The 18145-nt window shown below is 35.8% G+C and carries 15 protein-coding genes; 12 read left to right on the forward strand and 3 right to left on the reverse strand.

The window, feature by feature from the left end:
- Positions 1-23: 23 nt before the first annotated feature.
- Both rplJ and rplL read left to right on the forward strand, forming a co-directional pair.
- Positions 24-527, forward strand: coding sequence for a 50S ribosomal protein L10 (rplJ, locus tag ESZ54_RS05540; protein WP_136136668.1), 504 nt, complete (start codon positions 24-26; stop codon positions 525-527).
- Positions 528-592: 65 nt separating this feature from the next.
- Entirely contained in the window at positions 593-961 is a 369-nt protein-coding gene (gene rplL, locus ESZ54_RS05545; protein ID WP_136136669.1) for a 50S ribosomal protein L7/L12, read from the forward strand.
- Positions 962-1013: 52 nt separating this feature from the next.
- Here the strand turns inward: rplL and ESZ54_RS05550 are convergent, their stop codons facing one another.
- On the reverse strand, positions 1014-2024 hold the full coding sequence (locus ESZ54_RS05550; RefSeq protein WP_136136682.1) for a PocR ligand-binding domain-containing protein: 1011 nt from the start codon (positions 2022-2024) through the stop codon (positions 1014-1016).
- Between the two features lie 174 nt (positions 2025-2198).
- Here ESZ54_RS05550 and ESZ54_RS05555 point away from each other — a divergent pair, with 174 nt between their 5' ends.
- From ESZ54_RS05555 to ESZ54_RS05575, 5 genes are all read left to right on the forward strand, one after another.
- On the forward strand, positions 2199-3332 hold the full coding sequence (locus ESZ54_RS05555; protein ID WP_136136670.1) for a glycerol dehydrogenase: 1134 nt from the start codon (positions 2199-2201) through the stop codon (positions 3330-3332).
- Positions 3333-3352: 20 nt separating this feature from the next.
- Positions 3353-3754, forward strand: coding sequence for a dihydroxyacetone kinase phosphoryl donor subunit DhaM (gene dhaM / locus ESZ54_RS05560; protein ID WP_136136671.1), 402 nt, complete (start codon positions 3353-3355; stop codon positions 3752-3754).
- On the forward strand, positions 3754-4737 hold the full coding sequence (gene dhaK, locus ESZ54_RS05565; protein ID WP_136136672.1) for a dihydroxyacetone kinase subunit DhaK: 984 nt from the start codon (positions 3754-3756) through the stop codon (positions 4735-4737). The genes dhaM and dhaK overlap by 1 nt, the downstream gene beginning before the upstream one ends.
- A gap of 15 nt (positions 4738-4752) precedes the next feature.
- Entirely contained in the window at positions 4753-5349 is a 597-nt protein-coding gene (gene dhaL / locus ESZ54_RS05570; RefSeq protein ID WP_136136673.1) for a dihydroxyacetone kinase subunit DhaL, read from the forward strand.
- A gap of 273 nt (positions 5350-5622) precedes the next feature.
- Positions 5623-7089 carry a nicotinate phosphoribosyltransferase gene (locus ESZ54_RS05575; protein ID WP_420824355.1) on the forward strand — a complete coding sequence of 489 codons (1467 nt, stop codon included), beginning with the start codon at positions 5623-5625 and terminating at the stop codon, positions 7087-7089.
- A gap of 162 nt (positions 7090-7251) precedes the next feature.
- On the opposite strand, the gene ESZ54_RS05580 is transcribed toward ESZ54_RS05575, so the two are convergent.
- Positions 7252-9177 (reverse strand): fructose-1,6-bisphosphatase, encoded by a 1926-nt coding sequence (locus ESZ54_RS05580; protein WP_136136674.1) that lies wholly within the window; start codon positions 9175-9177, stop codon positions 7252-7254.
- A gap of 150 nt (positions 9178-9327) precedes the next feature.
- Here ESZ54_RS05580 and ESZ54_RS05585 point away from each other — a divergent pair, with 150 nt between their 5' ends.
- The 5 genes from ESZ54_RS05585 to ESZ54_RS05605 all read left to right on the forward strand — a co-directional run bounded on the left by ESZ54_RS05585 (position 9328) and on the right by ESZ54_RS05605 (position 17362).
- Complete coding sequence (locus ESZ54_RS05585) at positions 9328-10056, forward strand: O-methyltransferase (RefSeq protein ID WP_136136675.1); 729 nt, start codon at positions 9328-9330, stop codon at positions 10054-10056.
- A 265-nt stretch (positions 10057-10321) separates the two neighbouring features.
- Complete coding sequence (locus ESZ54_RS05590; RefSeq protein WP_136136676.1) at positions 10322-11164, forward strand: HAD family hydrolase; 843 nt, start codon at positions 10322-10324, stop codon at positions 11162-11164.
- Between the two features lie 9 nt (positions 11165-11173).
- On the forward strand, positions 11174-11680 hold the full coding sequence (locus ESZ54_RS05595) for a pyrophosphohydrolase domain-containing protein (RefSeq protein ID WP_136136677.1): 507 nt from the start codon (positions 11174-11176) through the stop codon (positions 11678-11680).
- 251 nt (positions 11681-11931) lie between these two features.
- Positions 11932-13656 carry a septation ring formation regulator EzrA gene (locus ESZ54_RS05600; protein ID WP_136136678.1) on the forward strand — a complete coding sequence of 575 codons (1725 nt, stop codon included), beginning with the start codon at positions 11932-11934 and terminating at the stop codon, positions 13654-13656.
- A 217-nt stretch (positions 13657-13873) separates the two neighbouring features.
- Complete coding sequence (locus ESZ54_RS05605) at positions 13874-17362, forward strand: InlB B-repeat-containing protein (RefSeq protein WP_136136679.1); 3489 nt, start codon at positions 13874-13876, stop codon at positions 17360-17362.
- 108 nt (positions 17363-17470) lie between these two features.
- On the opposite strand, the gene ESZ54_RS05610 is transcribed toward ESZ54_RS05605, so the two are convergent.
- The coding region (locus ESZ54_RS05610; RefSeq protein ID WP_136136680.1) for a transposase at positions 17471-18145 on the reverse strand (675 nt) is incomplete at its 5' end.

Below are 18145 nucleotides of genomic sequence, written 5' to 3' on the forward strand. Positions count from 1 at the left end.
TATTAATTCAGGAGGTGAAAATAATGAGTGAAGCATCAATCGCTATTAAAGCACAAGAAGTAGACGTTGTTGCAGAAAAACTTAAAGAAGCTGCATCTATCGTAGTCGTTGACTACCGTGGATTAACAGTGGAAGAAGTAACAAACTTACGTAAACAATTACGTGACGCAAACGTTGAAATGAAAGTTATCAAAAATGGTATCTTACGTCGTGCAGCTGAAAAAGCTGGTTTAGAAGGTTTAGGTGAAGTATTCACTGGACCAACAGCCGTAGCATTCAGTAACGAAGACGTAGTAGCACCAGCTAAAATCATGAATGACTTTGCAAAAGATGCAGAAGCATTAGAAATCAAAGGTGGCGTAATCGAAGGTGAAGTTTCTTCAGTAGAAGAAATCGTAGCTTTAGCAAAATTACCAAACCGCGAAGGTTTACTATCTATGTTACTATCTGTATTACAAGCTCCAGTCAGAAACGTGGCTTACGCTGTCAACGCTGTTGCAGAAACAAAAGAAGAAGAAGTTGCTTAATTGCTGCTTAATCTAAACAAAAAATAAAAAAACAAATCGAAAGATTAATATGGAGGAAACATATCATGGCATTAAACATTGAACAAATTATTGCTGATTTAAAAGAATCAACTATCTTAGAATTAAATGACTTAGTTAAAGCTATCGAAGAAGAATTTGGCGTATCTGCTGCTGCTCCTGTAGCTGCTGCTGGTGCTGCTGCTGAAGGTGGCGCTGCTGAACAAACTGAATTTACAGTTGAATTAACAGCTGCTGGCGACCAAAAAGTTAAAGTAATCAAAGCTGTACGTGAAGCAACTGGTTTAGGTCTTAAAGAAGCTAAAGCTGTTGTAGATGGCGCTCCTGCACCAATCAAAGAAGGCGTATCTAAAGAAGAAGCTGAAGCATTAAAAGCTTCATTAGAAGAAGTTGGCGCTTCAATTACATTAAAATAATCTTTTTAATGAAAATGATAAGCTCATTGCAAGCAATTGCAATGAGCTTTTTTTAATGTTTTCGTGAAATCTTACGATAATTAAGTGGCGTGACACCTTGAGTACGTTTGAATAGACGAACAAAGTAACTCGACTCAAGATAGCCTAATTGCTCACTAATTTCAGTAATTGTTAGATCAGTTGTTGCTAAAAGTTCTTTGGCCCAAGTCATTTTCATCTTGATATACATCGTTTTAAATGACTCACCTAGTTCTTCTTTTAGTAAGCGACTTAAATGACTTTGACTGAGGTTTGTGACTTTTGCTAAGTCTTTCAGTGTGACGAGTTGTGTTTTATTTGCGTATAAATAATCTAGTGCAGGTTGGAGTTGCTGGTTTTTAGTTTGATAACCTTGACTAAAATCTTCAAGTCGCTGATTTAAAAGTGTTGAATTCAAATCTTTTTGCATGACTTCTAAATTCTCAGTTGTTGGTGGTACTAAAGAATCATGCTCTTTAGGTGTCAGATGAATTGTTTGTTGGTACATTTTAATTAAGTATTCTTTTTTGATTGCTTCTGAGACAATATATTCACTAAGTCTAGCTAGCATATCTGCAACCTGTAAGAGTTCTGTTAAGGATAGTTTGGGATATTGATTAAATAATTCTTGGTTTTTAGTTTTAAAATCATCTAAGATTGTTTGATCAGGTACATGTAAGATTTTCTCTAGTTTTTGATTGTCGTCATCTAACAGAATTTCACCGGCCATAATCGCGCCCACGTAGCGGTCATTGATAAGAATCGGAATGGCCATATCGACAATGTCAAAATGACAATGATAGATATAGGGTTTTTCTGTCCGTACTGCCTCTAGTCCAGCTCTAGCATCACAAGTTTCACAGTATTTTGAAAGTTCCGGATTTGAACGTGCGAGGTGACAAAAGGGTTGAATTTTACTATGTTTTGAAACAGGACGCCCTCGATAGTCGACTAAAATGATGGCAACTTTTGTTGTTTTTGCGATTGAATCCTGAACGCGCTCCCATTTCTCTAAATCTAATACTTTCTCTAGTTCAAAAGACATTCCCATATTCTTCACCTCGTTATTTATTATACAAAAAAAAGTGCTAAATCGCAAAAAAAGTCTATTTGATAAAAAAAGTCAGTATGTAAAGATTAAATGTCATCATGATTGTCTAATGAATTCTTTGTGAAAACGCTTTATGATGAATGTATTAAGAAGAGAGGATGATTGATAATGAGAAAAGCACTTATTTTACCAACAAAATATGTCCAAGGGGAAGACGAATTATATAATTTAGGCTATTTTGTACAAACTTTTGGAAAGTCCGCATTATTAATTGCCCATCCAGATGATGTAAACCGAGTACGTATTCAATTGGATGCGACAGCACAAAAATTTGGTATTGAGTTTATTGAAGGCGGTTTCAGTGGTGAGGTTACACGTGAAGAAACGAAACGATTACAAGAAGAAGCGTTAGCTAAAAAAACTGATTGTGTCATTGGTTTAGGTGGTGGAAAAGCAATTGACGCTTCTAAAGTTGTAGCGGAAGGCGAAAATTTAATTATCGTGCCTACGATTGCTGCGCAAGACGCACCAACTTCTCATTCGGCAGTTCTCTATCATGCAGACGGAAGTTTTGATGATTATGCGTACTTTAAACAAAGTCCAAGTGTCGTTTTAGTCGATACAAAAGTAATTGCACAAGCACCAACACGATTCTTAGTAGCTGGAATGGGAGATGCGTTAGCAACATACTTTGAAGCTCGTGCAAGTCATAATTCATATTCTCGTGTGAATGCAAGTTTACCAATGGGTTCTCGTGAAGGTCTAACACCAAATGCAGTAGGTACTTATGCTGCTTTAGAAATGGCACACTTATGTTGGAAATTCTTACAAGAAGACGGCTTACAAGCTAAAATTGCCTGTGATGCAAACTTAGCAACTGAAGCATTAAATAAAATTGTTGAAACAAATATTCTTTTATCTGGTTTAGGTTTTGAAAGTGCTGGTTTAGCAGCAGCTCACGCCATTCATAATGGTATGACAGTTCTTGAAGGCGCTCATGGCGCGTTACATGGTGAAAAAGTAGCGTTTGCAACAATCGTTCAATTGGTCTTAGAAGACGCTGAAAAGGCGGAACTTGAAGCAGTGTTAGACTTCTGTTTATCGGTTGATCTACCAGTGACTTTAAACGATTTAGGTGTCGACAATATTTCTTATGAAGAAGCTTTAGCGGTAGCTAAAATTGCATGTATTCCAGAAGAATCAATTCACGCAATGCCATTCCCAATTGTCGAAGAAGAAGTGGCGAATGCGATTATTGTTGCAGATAAAATTGGTCATGATTATAAAATGAACCACAAATAGTTAGAACAGGGGTGTGTAGCATGAAGAAAAATATCATTTTAGTCTCACATAGTAAACAAATTACGGATGGCTTAAAAGAAATGATTGATCAAATGAATCAGTCAGATCAAGTTGAAGTTCACTCGTTAGGCGGCACATTTGATGATTTATTAGGGTCTGATCCAATGAAAATTTTAACCGTTGTAAATGACGCAGCACCGACTGAAATCTTTTTAGTCTTCGCTGATTTAGGTAGTGCGGTAATGAGTTCTGAATTAGCTTATGACATGTTGGATGAGGCACAACAAAAAAATTATTATTTAGTTGATGCGCCACTTGTTGAGGGTGCGTTTGCAGCAGCGATTACAGCTGGTGTGATAGATGATCTCGATCAAATTATGGCTGAAGCAAAAAAATCAGGCGGAAAAGGATGGGACAAATAATGAAAAAAATTATCAATGAACCAGGTGCAATTGTTGAAGAAATGCTAGAAGGTATGATTCTAAGTTACCCTAAATTAATCAAACGTGTCGATGACTCACGTGTTGTTACCCAAGTGGCCAAAGTGAATCAAGTTGGTTTAGTTTCTGGTGGTGGTAGTGGTCATGAGCCCGCACATGCTGGTTTTGTGGGTGACGGTATGCTACAAGCTGCTGTTCTCGGAGATGTTTTTACTTCTCCAACACCAGATCAAATTTTGACAGGCATTCAAGCTGCCAATAATGGTCAAGGTGTTTTGTTAATTGTTAAAAACTATACGGGAGATATTTTAAACTTTGAAATGGCGATGGACCTTGCGCAATTAGAAGATATCTCAGTTGAGATGGTTGTTGTTGATGATGATATCGCAGTGGAAGATAGCACTTATACGGCTGGTAAACGAGGCGTTGCTGGTACTGTTTTAGTTCATAAAATTTTAGGTGATGCTGCGCGTGAAGGTACTTCACTTACTGAGTTAAAGGTGCTGGGCGACCGCTTAGTTAAAGAAATTAAAACAATAGGAATTGCTTTAAAAGCAGCGACTGTTCCTGAAGTTGGCAAACCCGGTTTTGAACTTTCAGATGATGAAATTGAATATGGTGTGGGTATTCATGGTGAACCAGGATATCATCGTGAAAAAATCCAACCTTCACGTGTTTTGGCAGAACACATGGTAACCAAAATTTTAACTGATGGTGCCACTAAACCAAAACGTGTTGGCGTTTTAGTCAATGGAATGGGTGGTACAGCATTGATGGAACAATTTGTATTCATGAGAGATTGCCTAGATGTTTTGGCAAAACAGGGCGTTGAAGTGGCCTTTACTAAGGTTGGTAATTATATGACTTCCATTGATATGCAAGGTGTTTCAGTAACATTAATTAATTTAGAAGACGAATCATGGTTAGAAAGTTTGAATCGTTCTGTTGAGACAATATCTTGGTAATGGAGGGAGAGAAGTATGGAATTAACAGTTAAAGAAATTCAAGTATGGTTAGATAAATTTACAGAAAAAATTGAAGCAAATAAAGCTTATTTAAGTGATTTAGATACACCGATTGGTGACGGGGATCACGGAAATAATATGGGACGTGGTGTTGCAGCGTATCAAGAATCGCTTGCTAAACAAAAACCAACGACAATTCCCGATACATTTAAAGTTATGACAATGGCAATGATTTCTAAAGTTGGTGGTGCGTCAGGCCCACTTTATGGCTCAGCATTTATGGGCATGACCAAAGCTGCGCAAGGAATGGATGCATTTACTTCACAAGATGAATTACAAACTATTATTGCGGCAGGGTTAGATGGAATTAAGCAACGCGGCAAAGCTGAAGTTGATGATAAAACAATGGTTGATGTGTGGGATGCTATTGTTGGGTTAATCGAAGCAGGTGATTTCACAGCTGAGGCTGTAGAAGCTGCGAAAAACAATACCAAAGATATGTTAGCTAAAAAAGGACGTGCCTCATATTTGGGTGAACGTTCGATTGGCCATATCGATCCAGGTGCCGCTTCAAGTGCACTATTGTTTGAAAGTTTAATTGAAGTATTGTAAATAGTAAGTCGAGATTGTCTGAGGATAGTCTCGATTTTTTTGGTTGTTTTGCTGGGGAGGTGGAAGAGGTTGGGGCGCCTGGTTATTGGGGTTTAGTGAGCTGAGCTGAACATTAAGCTAATCCTGGTCTTCAGACACAAACCGTCTGTAGTCCAGGCTCATCTTAATGTTCAGCTCAAAGCGCTCCCTTCACCACCTAGTTCGTTAAGTTGAAAATATCTTTCATCTCACGTAAAATAAAGGTATTAAATTAAGATTGAAGGTTGGGTAATAATGGTAATGCAACAAATGATCGATTCTCAAGCGCTTCACACAGATTTTTATCAACTCAATATGATGAAAACATATTGGGAGTTAGGGCGTGCTGATAAAAAAGCAGTATTCGAGTGTTACTTTAGAAAAATGCCTTTCAAAAGTGGGTATGCGATTTTTGCGGGATTAGAACGATTGGTTAATTATCTTGATCAATTAAAGTTCTCTGAAGATGATATTGATTATTTAAGAGAAGTCACAGATTATCCGGAAGAATTTTTAGATTACTTAAAAGATTTTAAATTTGAATGTACAGTTCGTTCGGCTGTTGAGGGTGAAATGGTCTTCAATGATGAACCGCTTGTTCAGGTTGAAGGTCCGCTTGCTCAATGTCAATTGATTGAAACGGCCCTCTTAAATATTATTAACTATCAAACTTTAATTGCGACAAAAGCTGCTCGTATTAAGTCAGTAGTTGAAGACGATGTTGTAATGGAGTTTGGCACAAGACGTGCGCAAGAGATGGATGCTGCGATTTGGGGCACACGTGCGGCATTTATTGGCGGTTTTGACGCGACAAGTAATGTTAAAGCGGGTAAATTATTTGGGATTCCGATTGCGGGAACACATGCTCACAGTTTAATTCAATCATACTTGGATGATTACGAAGGTTTTAAAGCTTATGCAATGACGCATAAAGATTGTGTTTTCTTAGTTGATACCTATGACACGCTTTTAAGTGGTGTGCCAAATGCGATTCGTGTTGCGCGTGAAATGGGTGATAAGATTAATTTCCAAGGCGTTCGAATTGATAGTGGCGATATGGCTTATATTTCTAAGAAAGTGCGTAAACAGTTAGATGAAGCAGGATTTCCTGATGCTAAAATTTATGCTTCAAATGATTTAGATGAGTCAACTATTCTAAATCTAAAAATGCAACGAGCAAAAATTGATGTTTGGGGTGTGGGTACGAAGTTAATTACAGCGTATGATCAGCCTGCATTGGGAGCTGTCTATAAACTAGTATCGATTGAAAATGATCAAGGTCAAATGGTCGATTCAATCAAGTTATCAAGTAATGCTGAGAAAGTATCGACTCCTGGTAAGAAACAAGTTTGGCGTATTACTGCTGAAGATGGTAAGTCAGAGGGTGATTATATTACACTTTGGCATGAAGATCCTCGTAAACAAAATGAATTATTTATGTTCCATCCGGTCCATACTTTTATTAATAAAACTGTCGAAAATTTTGATGCTCGCCCAATATTAGTTGATATCTATCATAAAGGTAAACGTGTCTATGATTTACCTGAATTATTTGAGATTAAGCAAACGGCTCAACAAAGTTTGGATTCATTGTGGGAAGAATATAAACGTAATTTAAACCCGCAAAAATATCCGGTCGATTTATCGAAAGAATGTTGGAATCATAAAATGCGTACGATTGAAAAAGTGCGTAAAGGTGTACAAAAGAATCGTAATAAATAATAAAACAAACCCATCTCGGAGTCAGTACAAATTGACGATGAGATGGGTTTTCTTTTGGAAATAGGATTTTTTAAAGCTGGGGTTCGGTCCCAAGTCAATCTTACGATTAAATCAAAGAACGATTTATTCGTAAGCTCGTCTTGCGACTCACCTCAAATCGCTTTAAAAATCACCTAGGGATGAATAAGCGAGTAGGCCTACTAAGTCTTGAATCTCGGTTTTTAGTTGGGCGCCGACGGTTGTGTCGGAGACTTTTTTGCGGTCTACTGGTCGGTCGACGACGCGTCGGATTGAGAGGACATCGTCGTGCTGGCTTAAGATATGTTCAATTGAAGAGAAAGCTTTATGGGCAACAAGTTGCATACCATATGAATTATACAGAAGTGTATATCCAGCTAGGCCGGTTGTCTTTTGATAGGGTTTAGAAAAACCGCCATCGATAACAATCATTTTACCGTTAGCTTTAATCGGGTCTTCGCCTTTGACTTCTTTAATTGGCGTGTGACCGTTGATAATATGACTATCATCACCATTTAAGTCAAACTCTTTTAGCAATTGGCGAATCACGGCTTCATCTTCACGAAGTTCATAGTAAACATTTTTTTCTTCAGTATGTGTTACTTTGTCAGCAATAAAATAGCGTTCGAATGTTGTCATTTCTTTTTTACCAAAAAGTGATGAACATTCGCCGGACCAAAGATACCAAATTAAGTCGGTATTATAGTCTTGCGTGATGTGTGGCTCTTTATAGGCTGCGCGCAGTGATGTTTCGAAATAGTCTAAGAGTGATTTTCCTGCATAAGTTTTACCATTAAGTGTCATCCCTTTAAATGAGCCATCTGATTGTAACGGAATACAGCCGTGAATTAAGAGATTTTCATTATAGACTAAGTACATACTGCCTTTTTTCATCAAGAAATTAAGATGACGACGCAATTTTTCTGAATTGACGAAGTTACTTAGTAAGTGTTCAATCAAGTCGTGTTCCTCGGGCGTAATTTCATCAGGTCGCTCAGGATTTACGGTAGCAAAACAGGTATTTTCAAGTGGGTAAAGTTTACCGTGAATTAAGACTTCTTGTGTTTGGAAATTAGTATTCGACAAGAGTAAACGATGTTCCATATCAAATTCTGGACGACGACGAACGAGTTGTTCTTCGAGTTTGAATTGTAAAATGGCAGCTGCTTGATGCATTTTAGTTGTTTCATCTAAATTTTCTTTTGACACGTGATCATCACTTGCTAATTTTGGTCGGAAGGCTGGATTATCAAGATAATATTTTTCAGCATAAGTTAATAAAGGACGTAAGTTGATGCCGTAAGCATCTTCAATAATGGATAGATTATTATAGCGTGCACAAATCCGAATGACATTCATCATACAGATTGCCGAGCCGGAAGCAGCCCCCATCCAAATAATATCGTGATTTCCCCACTGGACATCAACTGAGTGATACTCAATTAGTGCTTCCACAATTTTATCAGGTGCTGGTCCACGATCATAAATATCGCCGACAACGTGCAAGTGATCGATTGCTAATTGTTGAATTGTGTAACTGAGGTCAATGATTAAAGGTTGTGCTTGTCGAAGTTGAATGACATCATTAATAATTTGATCGTAGTAATCTTTTTTATCATTAGTCGCGATATTTTGGTAAAGCAATTCTTCAATAATATAGCTGAATCGTTTTGGTAATGTTTTACGGACTTTAGAACGTGTATACTTTGTTGCTGAAAGTCGTGTCAATTGAATCAGTTGATCAATCGTCTCTTTATACCAAGTAGCTGATAATTCATGTTCAATCCGAGCTAGACGTAATTCGGGATAGTAAACAAGTGTCGCTAATTCTTTTTGTTCTTTACTTGTCAGAGTTTGGTGAAATAAATCATTAATCTTTTCTTTGATATTACCAGAAGCATTTCTTAAGAGATGTTGAAATGCGTCATACTCTCCGTGGAGATCACTGACGAAGTGTTCAGTTCCTTTGGGTAAATTTAAAATTGCTTTTAAATTAATGATTTCGCTTACAATTTCTTCTGTCGACTGAAAAGTCTTTCCCAATAATTCAAAGTACTTATTTTTATCCATAAAAAAACTAGACCTCTTTTCACTATGATAGGTTAAGGATAGGTGAAAAGGTAGGTATTGTCAACCGTACCAATCTTATGAGATTTCAATGTTGAACTCATGGATTAATCTTTGTATAATCAATATGGAATGAGAAAGGAAGAACGAAAGATGAGAAATGAAATGATGCACCGTCCTGTATTGAAAGATGAAATAATCGATTTAATCCGTGTTCGTCAACCAGAAATTCAAGGTCGTGTTGGCGAGATTCAACAGCAAGCTAAAGTGGATGGTGTTCCAGTAATTCCAAACGAAACAGCGTCATTTTTACGTTTTTTCGTGAAGCAAATTAAAGCAAAATCAATTCTTGAAATTGGAACAGCTATTGGATTTTCTGCAAGCCTGATGTTAGAAGCGGCTGGCGAAGGCGCACATGTGACAACGATTGATCGTTTTGACGTGATGATTCGAAAAGCGAAGGCCAACTTTAAGAAATTAGGTGTTGAATCGCAAGTAACCTTACTTGAAGGAGATGCCAAAGATATCCTCCCAAGTTTGACGGACTCTTATGACTTTATTTTTATGGATAGTGCAAAATCAAAATATATCGAATTTTTACCTGATTGCTTACGTGTCTTAAAAAAAGATGGTGTATTAATGATTGATGATGTTTTTCAAGCTGGCACTGTGATGCATGACCGCTTGGACGTTCCTAAAAGTCAACGGACGATTCATCGTAAATTAAATTTACTATATGATACAGTTTTAAATCATCCGGATTTAACAGTCACAATTTTACCACTAGGTGATGGTGTTTTAATGATTGCCAAAGATGTGGAGACTGTTGATTTATCGCAACTTGAAAAAAAATTAAAAAATAATGCAGAAAATAAAAAATAAAATCATGTTTTACTAATATTATGATTAAGAACAGCTCCTCAGGACTAGAACAATCGACGAACATATATTTTTATCACCTGTAACCAGTGATAATCTAGTCCGTTCTTAAGTAAAGATTTGAGCCCTGCTCTCAGCTCAAATTAAAAGGCCTACGCGTTTACAGTTTTGGACGCGCAGGCTTTACTTTTTATTTAAATTTTGGCTGTATTTCGAAAATTTGATACAATGGAGATGCAGATAATTTTAAATGAGGGAGTGAAGAGATGTGATAGAAGCAGTATTTTTTGATATTGACGGCACTCTTTTAACGGGCCAAGCAAAACCACTTCATAGTACATTACGTGCGATTGAAAAACTGCATCAAGAGGGGATATTATGTGTAATCGCAAGTGGTCGTGGACCTAAAAGTGCGAGGAGTCTAATTCGCGGGATTCCCATGGATGCATTTGTTTTATATAACGGACAGCTTGTCTTTACGCAAGATGAGGGTGTATTTGAACATTATTTTGATGCAGACACGTTACATGATTTAGCCAAATTTGCTGATGAAAACAAACGTGAAATTGTATTTGGTGGCCGAAAAGAGTTTTATGGCAGTCGCTCAATTCGTTTGGGTCAAAAAAAAGTAATGAAAAAAATGTATGCTTATTTACCAAAAGTTAATTCAAATGAAAAAATGGATCATATGTTAGAAGACTTGATTCCGAATAAAGTACGGACACATTATTATCAATCATTACCAATTTATGATAAACGAATTTATCAAGCAGTTTTATTAAGTCCGGAAGCCGAGCAAAAAGAGTTAGAAGAACGTTTTATGAATTGTACGATTACACGTTCTAATCCTTTTTCAGTTGATATCGTCCCAAAAGGTGGTTCAAAGATTAATGGCATTCGTGCCTTAGCAAAACACTTGAATTTAGATTTGAATAATTGCATAGCCTTTGGCGATAATTGGAATGATGTTGAGATGCTAACAGGTGTTAAGTACGGTATTGCGATGGGAAATGCACCAGAAGGCGTACAAAAACTAGCGTACGATGTTACATCATCGAATGAAGAGGATGGCATCTATCGTGCATTACAAAAATTAGAGGTTATACACTAGGAGGAACGAATGAAGGATTATTATGAAAGTGTTCAGGAATTTCATCAGTTTTTTGATCCTGTTGACATTAAGGGAGTCAAAAGACTCTCCGGTGAAACTGCGAAAAATCGTGCTGGTTTTAAAATTGAAGAAATTGTTGAATTTCTCTATGCAGCAAGAGAGGGCGATACTGAGTTAGTAACCCAAGACTTGAATTATCTTAAAATAAAATTAGATGAATCTTTACAGAAAATAGATAGTAAGAAACAAGGCCAAGTTGATCCATTAATAGATGAGGTGGACGGCTTAATAGATTTGCTGTATTTTACTTTCGGATCATTTGTGATGATGGGTATCGATCCAGAACCGTTATTTAACATTGTTCATCAAGCAAATATGGGAAAAATGTTTCCAGATGGCGAACCACATTATCATGAAATTACTGGCAAAGTATTAAAACCAGACAATTGGGAAAAAGATTTTGCTCCTGAAGCAAAACTGAAAAGTGAAATCGAAAAGCAACGACAAAGGCAATAATGATAACGAAAAAACGAATTAATGATTGAATTATTAAAAACTGTTCATAATTTGTTTTTTTTAAATAAATTCTTAGTGATACAATCAATTGATTGTGATATAATCTTAGTTAGATGTAAATTTTCTAATATGTTAACCGATTGCATGAAGAACAGCTCTTTTATTTGCGGCTTTTTTGCTGCGGGTAAAACTGTTCATTTCTGATGTATGGAAAGGGTAGTGGTGACTAAACATAATATGGAGGAAATTTCATGAAAAATACACTTTGGTTGTGGATACTACTAATTGTAGTCATTGCTGCAGTTTTAGGCTACTTAGCAACCTTCTTGATCAAGCGAAAAAACTTGGAACGTTTGGAGGAGTTAGAAACTCGAAAAATTGACCTGTTTGATTTGCCGATACTTGAAGAAATTGACAGCGTGAAGAAAATGCACTTGGTAGGCCAAAGTCAAAACACCTTTAGAGAGTGGAACCAGAAATGGGTCGACATCTCAACTATCTCCTTTGCAGAATTAGAAAGTCTTATCTTTGAAATTGAAAACTTAAATGAAACATTCCGCTTTTTTAAAGTTAAAGATGCTTGTGAGGAAGCAAGCAAAACTTTAGCGAATATGGAAAAAGAAGTGGAAGAAATTCGCCTCGGCTTAAAAGAATTAGCTGAAAGTGAAGAAAGAAACTCTGAAGTTGTCCAAGAAGCCTTAGATGCTTACAATGAAATCAGTCAATCAGTAGCTGAAGACCCAGAAATTTATGGGGTAGCATATAAGGAATTAGAAAAACAAATTCAAGGCATCGAAAGAGAATTCACTCAGTTTAAGGCTTTGAATACAGCTGGTGACCCAATGGAAGCTCGTACTGTATTAGAAGAAGCTGAAAATAAAACTTATGAAATTAAAGAAGTTATTGAGCAAGTTCCGCCATTGTTTGAAACTTTAGATAAAGTTTTTCCAAAACAACTCAAAGAAATTAAAAGTGGTTATGAGACCCTTAAAAAAGACCACTATGTGTTTGAAAATGACACAATTTTAGCGAACATCGAAAAACTGGAAAGTCGTATTCACTCAACTTTAATGAATTTAGAAAAACTTGAAGTTGAAAATGTGGCAAAATTAAATAAAGAAATGGCAAAAGATATTGATTCATTATACGATTTGATGGAAAGAGAAATCAAAGCTCGTCAATACGTAAATGATCATAAAGCTCAACTAACTAATTTCTTAAGACATGCCGAAAGTAACAATGAATCATTAATGGTCGAATTGGATCATGTTTCTCAAAGTTATGTTTTAAATGATAATGAAATTGGTAAAGCGAGAGGTTTCCAAGCACAAATGGAAGAAATTCATAAAGAATTAGAAGTAACAGAAATCGCTTTAGAAGAAAAGAAAGCAATTTTCTCTCAAATTGCAGCCTTTTACAAAGAAAGTTTAGCTCAGTTAAAAGATATTGAAGCTGAACAATTAAACATTGATCAATCGATTAAAGGTTTTATTCCAAGAGAGCGCAAAGCATTGGAAAGTATCGATGATTATGAATTAGAATTGCGTATGTTGAAACGCTACATTGAAAAACAAAGATTGCCGGGCATCCCGAATAATTATTTAGAGTTCTTCTTTGTAACGACAGAAAGAATTGAGGAGTTAAGTCGTGAACTTAACAAGATTAGAATAGATATGAATCATATCGATTTTCTAGTGCAATCTTGTCAAGAAGATATCACGTCTCTGAAAGACAAGACGGAGAACTTGATTGATAGTGCTGCACTAACTGAGCAAATGATTCAATATGCTAACCGTTTCCGCTTTTCACATCCAGAAATTAAAAACGCAATCGATAAAAGTATGAGCCTGTTTGCTCGTGAATATGACTACGAAGAAGCATTTAATGTGATTTCGGAAGCCGTAGAAAGAATCGAGGCAGGAGTTACTGAACGTATTAGAAAATATTACCTAAACAATAAGGATAACATGATTTAAACAGTAGATTTTTCTACTGTTTTTTTCTTTTGTCTTTTTTTATATATGCGAATTAAAGTATAAAATAATTTTATTATTTTGAATTCATTGTTCTTCTTAAGTGTGCTATTTTGGGGATTGTGACTAACTAATCAGACAAGCTTAGGTGATGGTGTTGTATATGTGTCGATAAAAAGATACAATAAATATAACATGCACAAAAAAGGAGTATTAGAATATGAGACCACAGAAAAGATTATGGCTTGTTTTATTGATTGGATTGCTTTCTGTATTTAAATCTAACTATAGTTGTTCAGCCGAAAGTTATCAACCTGTTACTCAATATCCTGGTGTGATAAAAGTCTCTGAACGTGGGCAAGAACCACTTCCTGAATATAATGGTTATACACCAAAATTTAGTAAAGAAGAGTCAAAGGCAACACCAACGACAGCGGATAAGAATGTTGAATTACAGCAACTAGAAGAATCAGAATTTGATGATATTTATTTTAAAGGCAAAGTTGCGACCTTTACGAGAAAAAATGCGAGTGATACAAACTTGAATTCTGGGTCTGTCCTTTATACAAATATGGGCAGAACAAAGAATAAAATGGTAAATATTAGAATGTCATTTAAATCAAATTATGAAAAGATTGCGTTAAGTTTAGACGAGACACATGCATTAGGTGTTTATTTTGCAAAAAGTTCAGTTAAGACGAATAACAAAACAAAAATTGATATTAAGTATGAATTTTTAGATGAGGATCTTAAACCATTAACGATTAATGGTCACTGGACCTATTCGCAAATCAATACTTTAAAAAAATTGATGTTTAACCGTCATCAATTTGATAAATACTATGTGAAAGATAATGCTGATTTTCATTATAGTCTAAATGGTGATCAAGCATTGTTCACAAACAGTGCCTTTGGGAAAGATCCAACAAGTGGCGACGTCACTTTTTTAACACTGACTTTTAACAATAAATCGGAATTAAATTCGACTATTCAAGGTGTGGACGAACGCCCAACATTTGGCGTCTTTTATAATTCTGAATCCTTAGGTAAAATTACCAATTTTGAAATTTTTTCAAAAGGAAAGACGATTAGAGGTCAAAATAGGAACCGAAAAGTTTTAACCTATGAAATTGAGCAAAGGGTGCCACACGTAGACCCAAAAGCGTATTTTACAGATTACTCAATTCAGGCACCACTCTCGCCAAAGCTTGAAGTGGCAGCAGGTGATGTTAAGATTGTCAATGATTTAGGTCAGGATCGAACAAATCTGTTTGATGTATCAGTAAGCAATAATAATTTATCAATTATTGCGAAGAAAAATGGCGATCGCGTGACGAATCCAGAGTTTTATGATCGTCGCTATTCGATTCGAATAAATAGCAAAACGATTGATTCTGAAAAAAATAATGCCCTAAAATTACAAATTGAACCTATTCTAAAAATTAATGGCCAAGAAATAATAAGTAATAAAGCGGAAGCGCATTTTGATCCAACTACTGAGAATGATGTCAAAATGCTCATCAAGCGAACAGATGATATTTTAAATTTTGAAAATGTTGTTCTTGATACAGCGAAAATCAAAAAAGCCGATTATCGGATGATGGAGTTTACCTTACCAGAGGGTGTTAAAGTTGTCACGAAAAAAGTTGCCGGTAAGGATGAAATTGAGTTACCAGAAAAATGGTTCCAATTGGTAAAATCGGATGATGACGACCAGAAAAACAATGTGACTTTATCGATGGAAGGAAATAATGATGTCGCAGTTATCAAAGGTTTCTTGGAATCGGTTCGTTTCAGAGATGATAATCCAAAGGGGAAACTGAGTGACGCTTCAATTAAGATTACACTATTCTCTGATGTTTATACCTCTCAAATAGGTGCAGATGGTGTCCGTCACTATTATCAATTTGTTAGTAAACCTAATCCTAGTGATAATGAAGGTTATACATGGTTTGATGCATATAATGATGCAAAAAAAATGCGTTATCGTGGGATGCGTGGTTATTTAGCTACTTTAACTAGTTATAAAGAACACGCTTTTGTTTATGATAATATCGCCAAATATTCAGGCTATTTTGGCGGGACGCGAATGATTGACGCTAAAACGAAGCAAATGATTAATGATCCGGTTCAACTAGATCGAGACATTAATAAGTATAATTATGATCGTAAAGAAGCAAAAAAATGGTATTGGGCTGATGGTCCTGAAGCGGGACAAGTATTTTATCACTTTGCTACATACAAAGACTATCTAGCTGATCCTCGATCAGATGAAGAAAAAACACCCGTTTATCACGGCTTTAATAACCCTAAAAACATGAAATTTACGGTGGATGATCCACCAGAAGAAACGGAAAAACCACGAGGAGAAGAACCGAATGATTCAGGTGGACGCGAAGCGGTGACTCAGTTTGCACAGAGGGGGAAATGGTGGAATGATATTCCCTATAATACTTATATTACTTCAAAAATCTTAGGCTTCTATGTTGAATTCTCCCCTTATGGTGGTGAAGTCGAGGTTGATACCGATGAAGATGAGATTCAAGCAATCGCATCCGCCAAAATTCCGGCGCCGATTCAACAAGAGTTTATCAGTACTAAAAATGGCTCAACCTTAAAAGAAGTTAAATATTATGCGGATGGTATTAAAATTGGCGATAAACGGACATTAATAACAGCAAATATCGAGCATTATGAACCGCAAAATCTAGTGGAACGTGTTCAAACGATATCAGCGACACCTCAAAAAATTGTTGATAAATATAAACCGAATGAATATAAATTAATTCATGATTTGAATGGTGGGACCTCGACGGAGCCAACTGAAAAAATATTTACAATGGAAGATCAATCCGTGAAGTTACTTGATACGTCAGCTGTCACAAAAAAAGGATATAAACTTACAGGTTGGACTTTGCGAAAAAATGATCCCGTTGGTGTGAAATATAGCCCTGGACAAAGTATATCAACGAAAGAATTACGCGGTTCGCGCACATTATATGCTGATTGGGAAATTAGCGAAGTGACCATGACCGTTAATTATTGGTTGAAAAATAAAAACAATCAATTAGAGCCACTTAAAGATTTAGAAGATGGCGAACAAAAGAAAGATCCTATTAAGGTGCCGATCCAAGTTGAGACTGTTGTGATGTCAAAACTACAACCGTTAATTGATAAGAAATTAAAAGGCTATAGTTTTGCCGAAGCGACATTGAAGAATGGCACAAATAATTTTGCACCGTTACCTGAATTAGTACCTAAAAATAATTTTGAAGTTAACTTAATTTATCGTGGGAGCTTAGAATTACAAGCACCAAAAGAGTTAACTTTTGTGAAGCAAAAAATCCTTGCAACGAAACAAAAACGCGTTCCTCTAACTAAAATGGAGAAAGTTGATGTGACGAATACCCAAGGGAGTGCAAGTGCTTGGAAATTAGGCGTTCGTCTGCAAAAAGAGATGTCTAATGAAGCCTCACAAAAATTGTTAGGGCAAATGTATTACCAAGAAACGACGGTTGCTCAACCTAAGTTAATTTCTACACAACAGATGACCACATTAAAAACCGAAACAAATGCTGCAATCAGTAATCAATTGAATTTATTCTCTGCTGATAACAGTGTAGGATTATATTTAGATGTGTTTACGGGTAATTTAAAAGGAAAATATAATGAAGGAATTCTTTACTGGGAATTACAAAATGTAGAGTAAACTATAGTTTTGAAAACATAAAAAGGCTCTTTGTCAAACTGGACTGATGAGCAAATATTTGATTAGGAACTGATTGGGAGCGGAAGCTCTTAATCAGTTCCTTTTTCGTTATTTTATTTGTATTAATTTATTAATCATAAAAATTCTAATTCTCATGTTACGAAAGGACTTGAATCCATAAGACACTCGTTTTAATGTCTTAATGTGAGTATTTTTAGCTTCTAATTTTCCATTTGAGTATGGATAATTCAGAGCATTAGTGATGCCTTCTTCATAATTTAAGAGGTTTTGTACTTTGGATTTAAACTCTTCATCAATATGTTCAGGAAGATGATTTAAATGATAGAAAAACAGATGTGAATCTTTGCTTCTAAAAGCATTTAACAATGAATGAAAACAGTAATACGTATCTTCTAATTGAGTTGAATAAGATAGTAATCGATCTATCACCATACCTTCGGTAAGTAAAGGATAGATAGGTGTTCTAAAACTTCTCCAAGTATGAAAGTCCGACCAATCAATATTGGCTTGGTTTTTTAGGAGTAACTTCCAATTGGATTTAATTTTTTGAGCGTGTTTTTTTTGTTTTTCTTTTTTTAATCTCTTTACTTCTCTCACTCTAAATTCATTGAACGCAGTATTGATATGCTTAACAACGTGGAATCGATCAATCACTATTTTAGCGTTTGTAAAGCATGTTTTTGTAAGTTTAAAGTAAGCAGCGTTCATATCTGTAACAAGAAATTGAACCTGATTAAGTTCTTCTTCAGAATATCTTTTAAA

It is taken from the genome of Vagococcus silagei (genome assembly GCF_004795745.1).
GTDB classification, from domain to species: domain Bacteria; phylum Bacillota; class Bacilli; order Lactobacillales; family Vagococcaceae; genus Vagococcus; species Vagococcus silagei.

Bases quoted from the DNA above. Each gene is read 5' to 3' on its own strand.
- rplJ (WP_136136668.1), top strand. From the start codon at position 24: ATGAGTGAAGCATCAATCGCTATTAAAGCACAAGAAGTAGACGTTGTT.
- rplL (WP_136136669.1), top strand. From the start codon at position 593: ATGGCATTAAACATTGAACAAATTATTGCTGATTTAAAAGAATCAACT.
- ESZ54_RS05550 (WP_136136682.1), bottom strand. From the start codon at position 2,024: ATGTCTTTTGAACTAGAGAAAGTATTAGATTTAGAGAAATGGGAGCGC.
- ESZ54_RS05555 (WP_136136670.1), top strand. From the start codon at position 2,199: ATGAGAAAAGCACTTATTTTACCAACAAAATATGTCCAAGGGGAAGAC.
- dhaM (WP_136136671.1), top strand. From the start codon at position 3,353: ATGAAGAAAAATATCATTTTAGTCTCACATAGTAAACAAATTACGGAT.
- dhaK (WP_136136672.1), top strand. From the start codon at position 3,754: ATGAAAAAAATTATCAATGAACCAGGTGCAATTGTTGAAGAAATGCTA.
- dhaL (WP_136136673.1), top strand. From the start codon at position 4,753: ATGGAATTAACAGTTAAAGAAATTCAAGTATGGTTAGATAAATTTACA.
- ESZ54_RS05575 (WP_420824355.1), top strand. From the start codon at position 5,623: ATGGTAATGCAACAAATGATCGATTCTCAAGCGCTTCACACAGATTTT.
- ESZ54_RS05580 (WP_136136674.1), bottom strand. From the start codon at position 9,177: ATGGATAAAAATAAGTACTTTGAATTATTGGGAAAGACTTTTCAGTCG.
- ESZ54_RS05585 (WP_136136675.1), top strand. From the start codon at position 9,328: ATGAGAAATGAAATGATGCACCGTCCTGTATTGAAAGATGAAATAATC.
- ESZ54_RS05595 (WP_136136677.1), top strand. From the start codon at position 11,174: ATGAAGGATTATTATGAAAGTGTTCAGGAATTTCATCAGTTTTTTGAT.
- ESZ54_RS05600 (WP_136136678.1), top strand. From the start codon at position 11,932: ATGAAAAATACACTTTGGTTGTGGATACTACTAATTGTAGTCATTGCT.
- ESZ54_RS05605 (WP_136136679.1), top strand. From the start codon at position 13,874: ATGAGACCACAGAAAAGATTATGGCTTGTTTTATTGATTGGATTGCTT.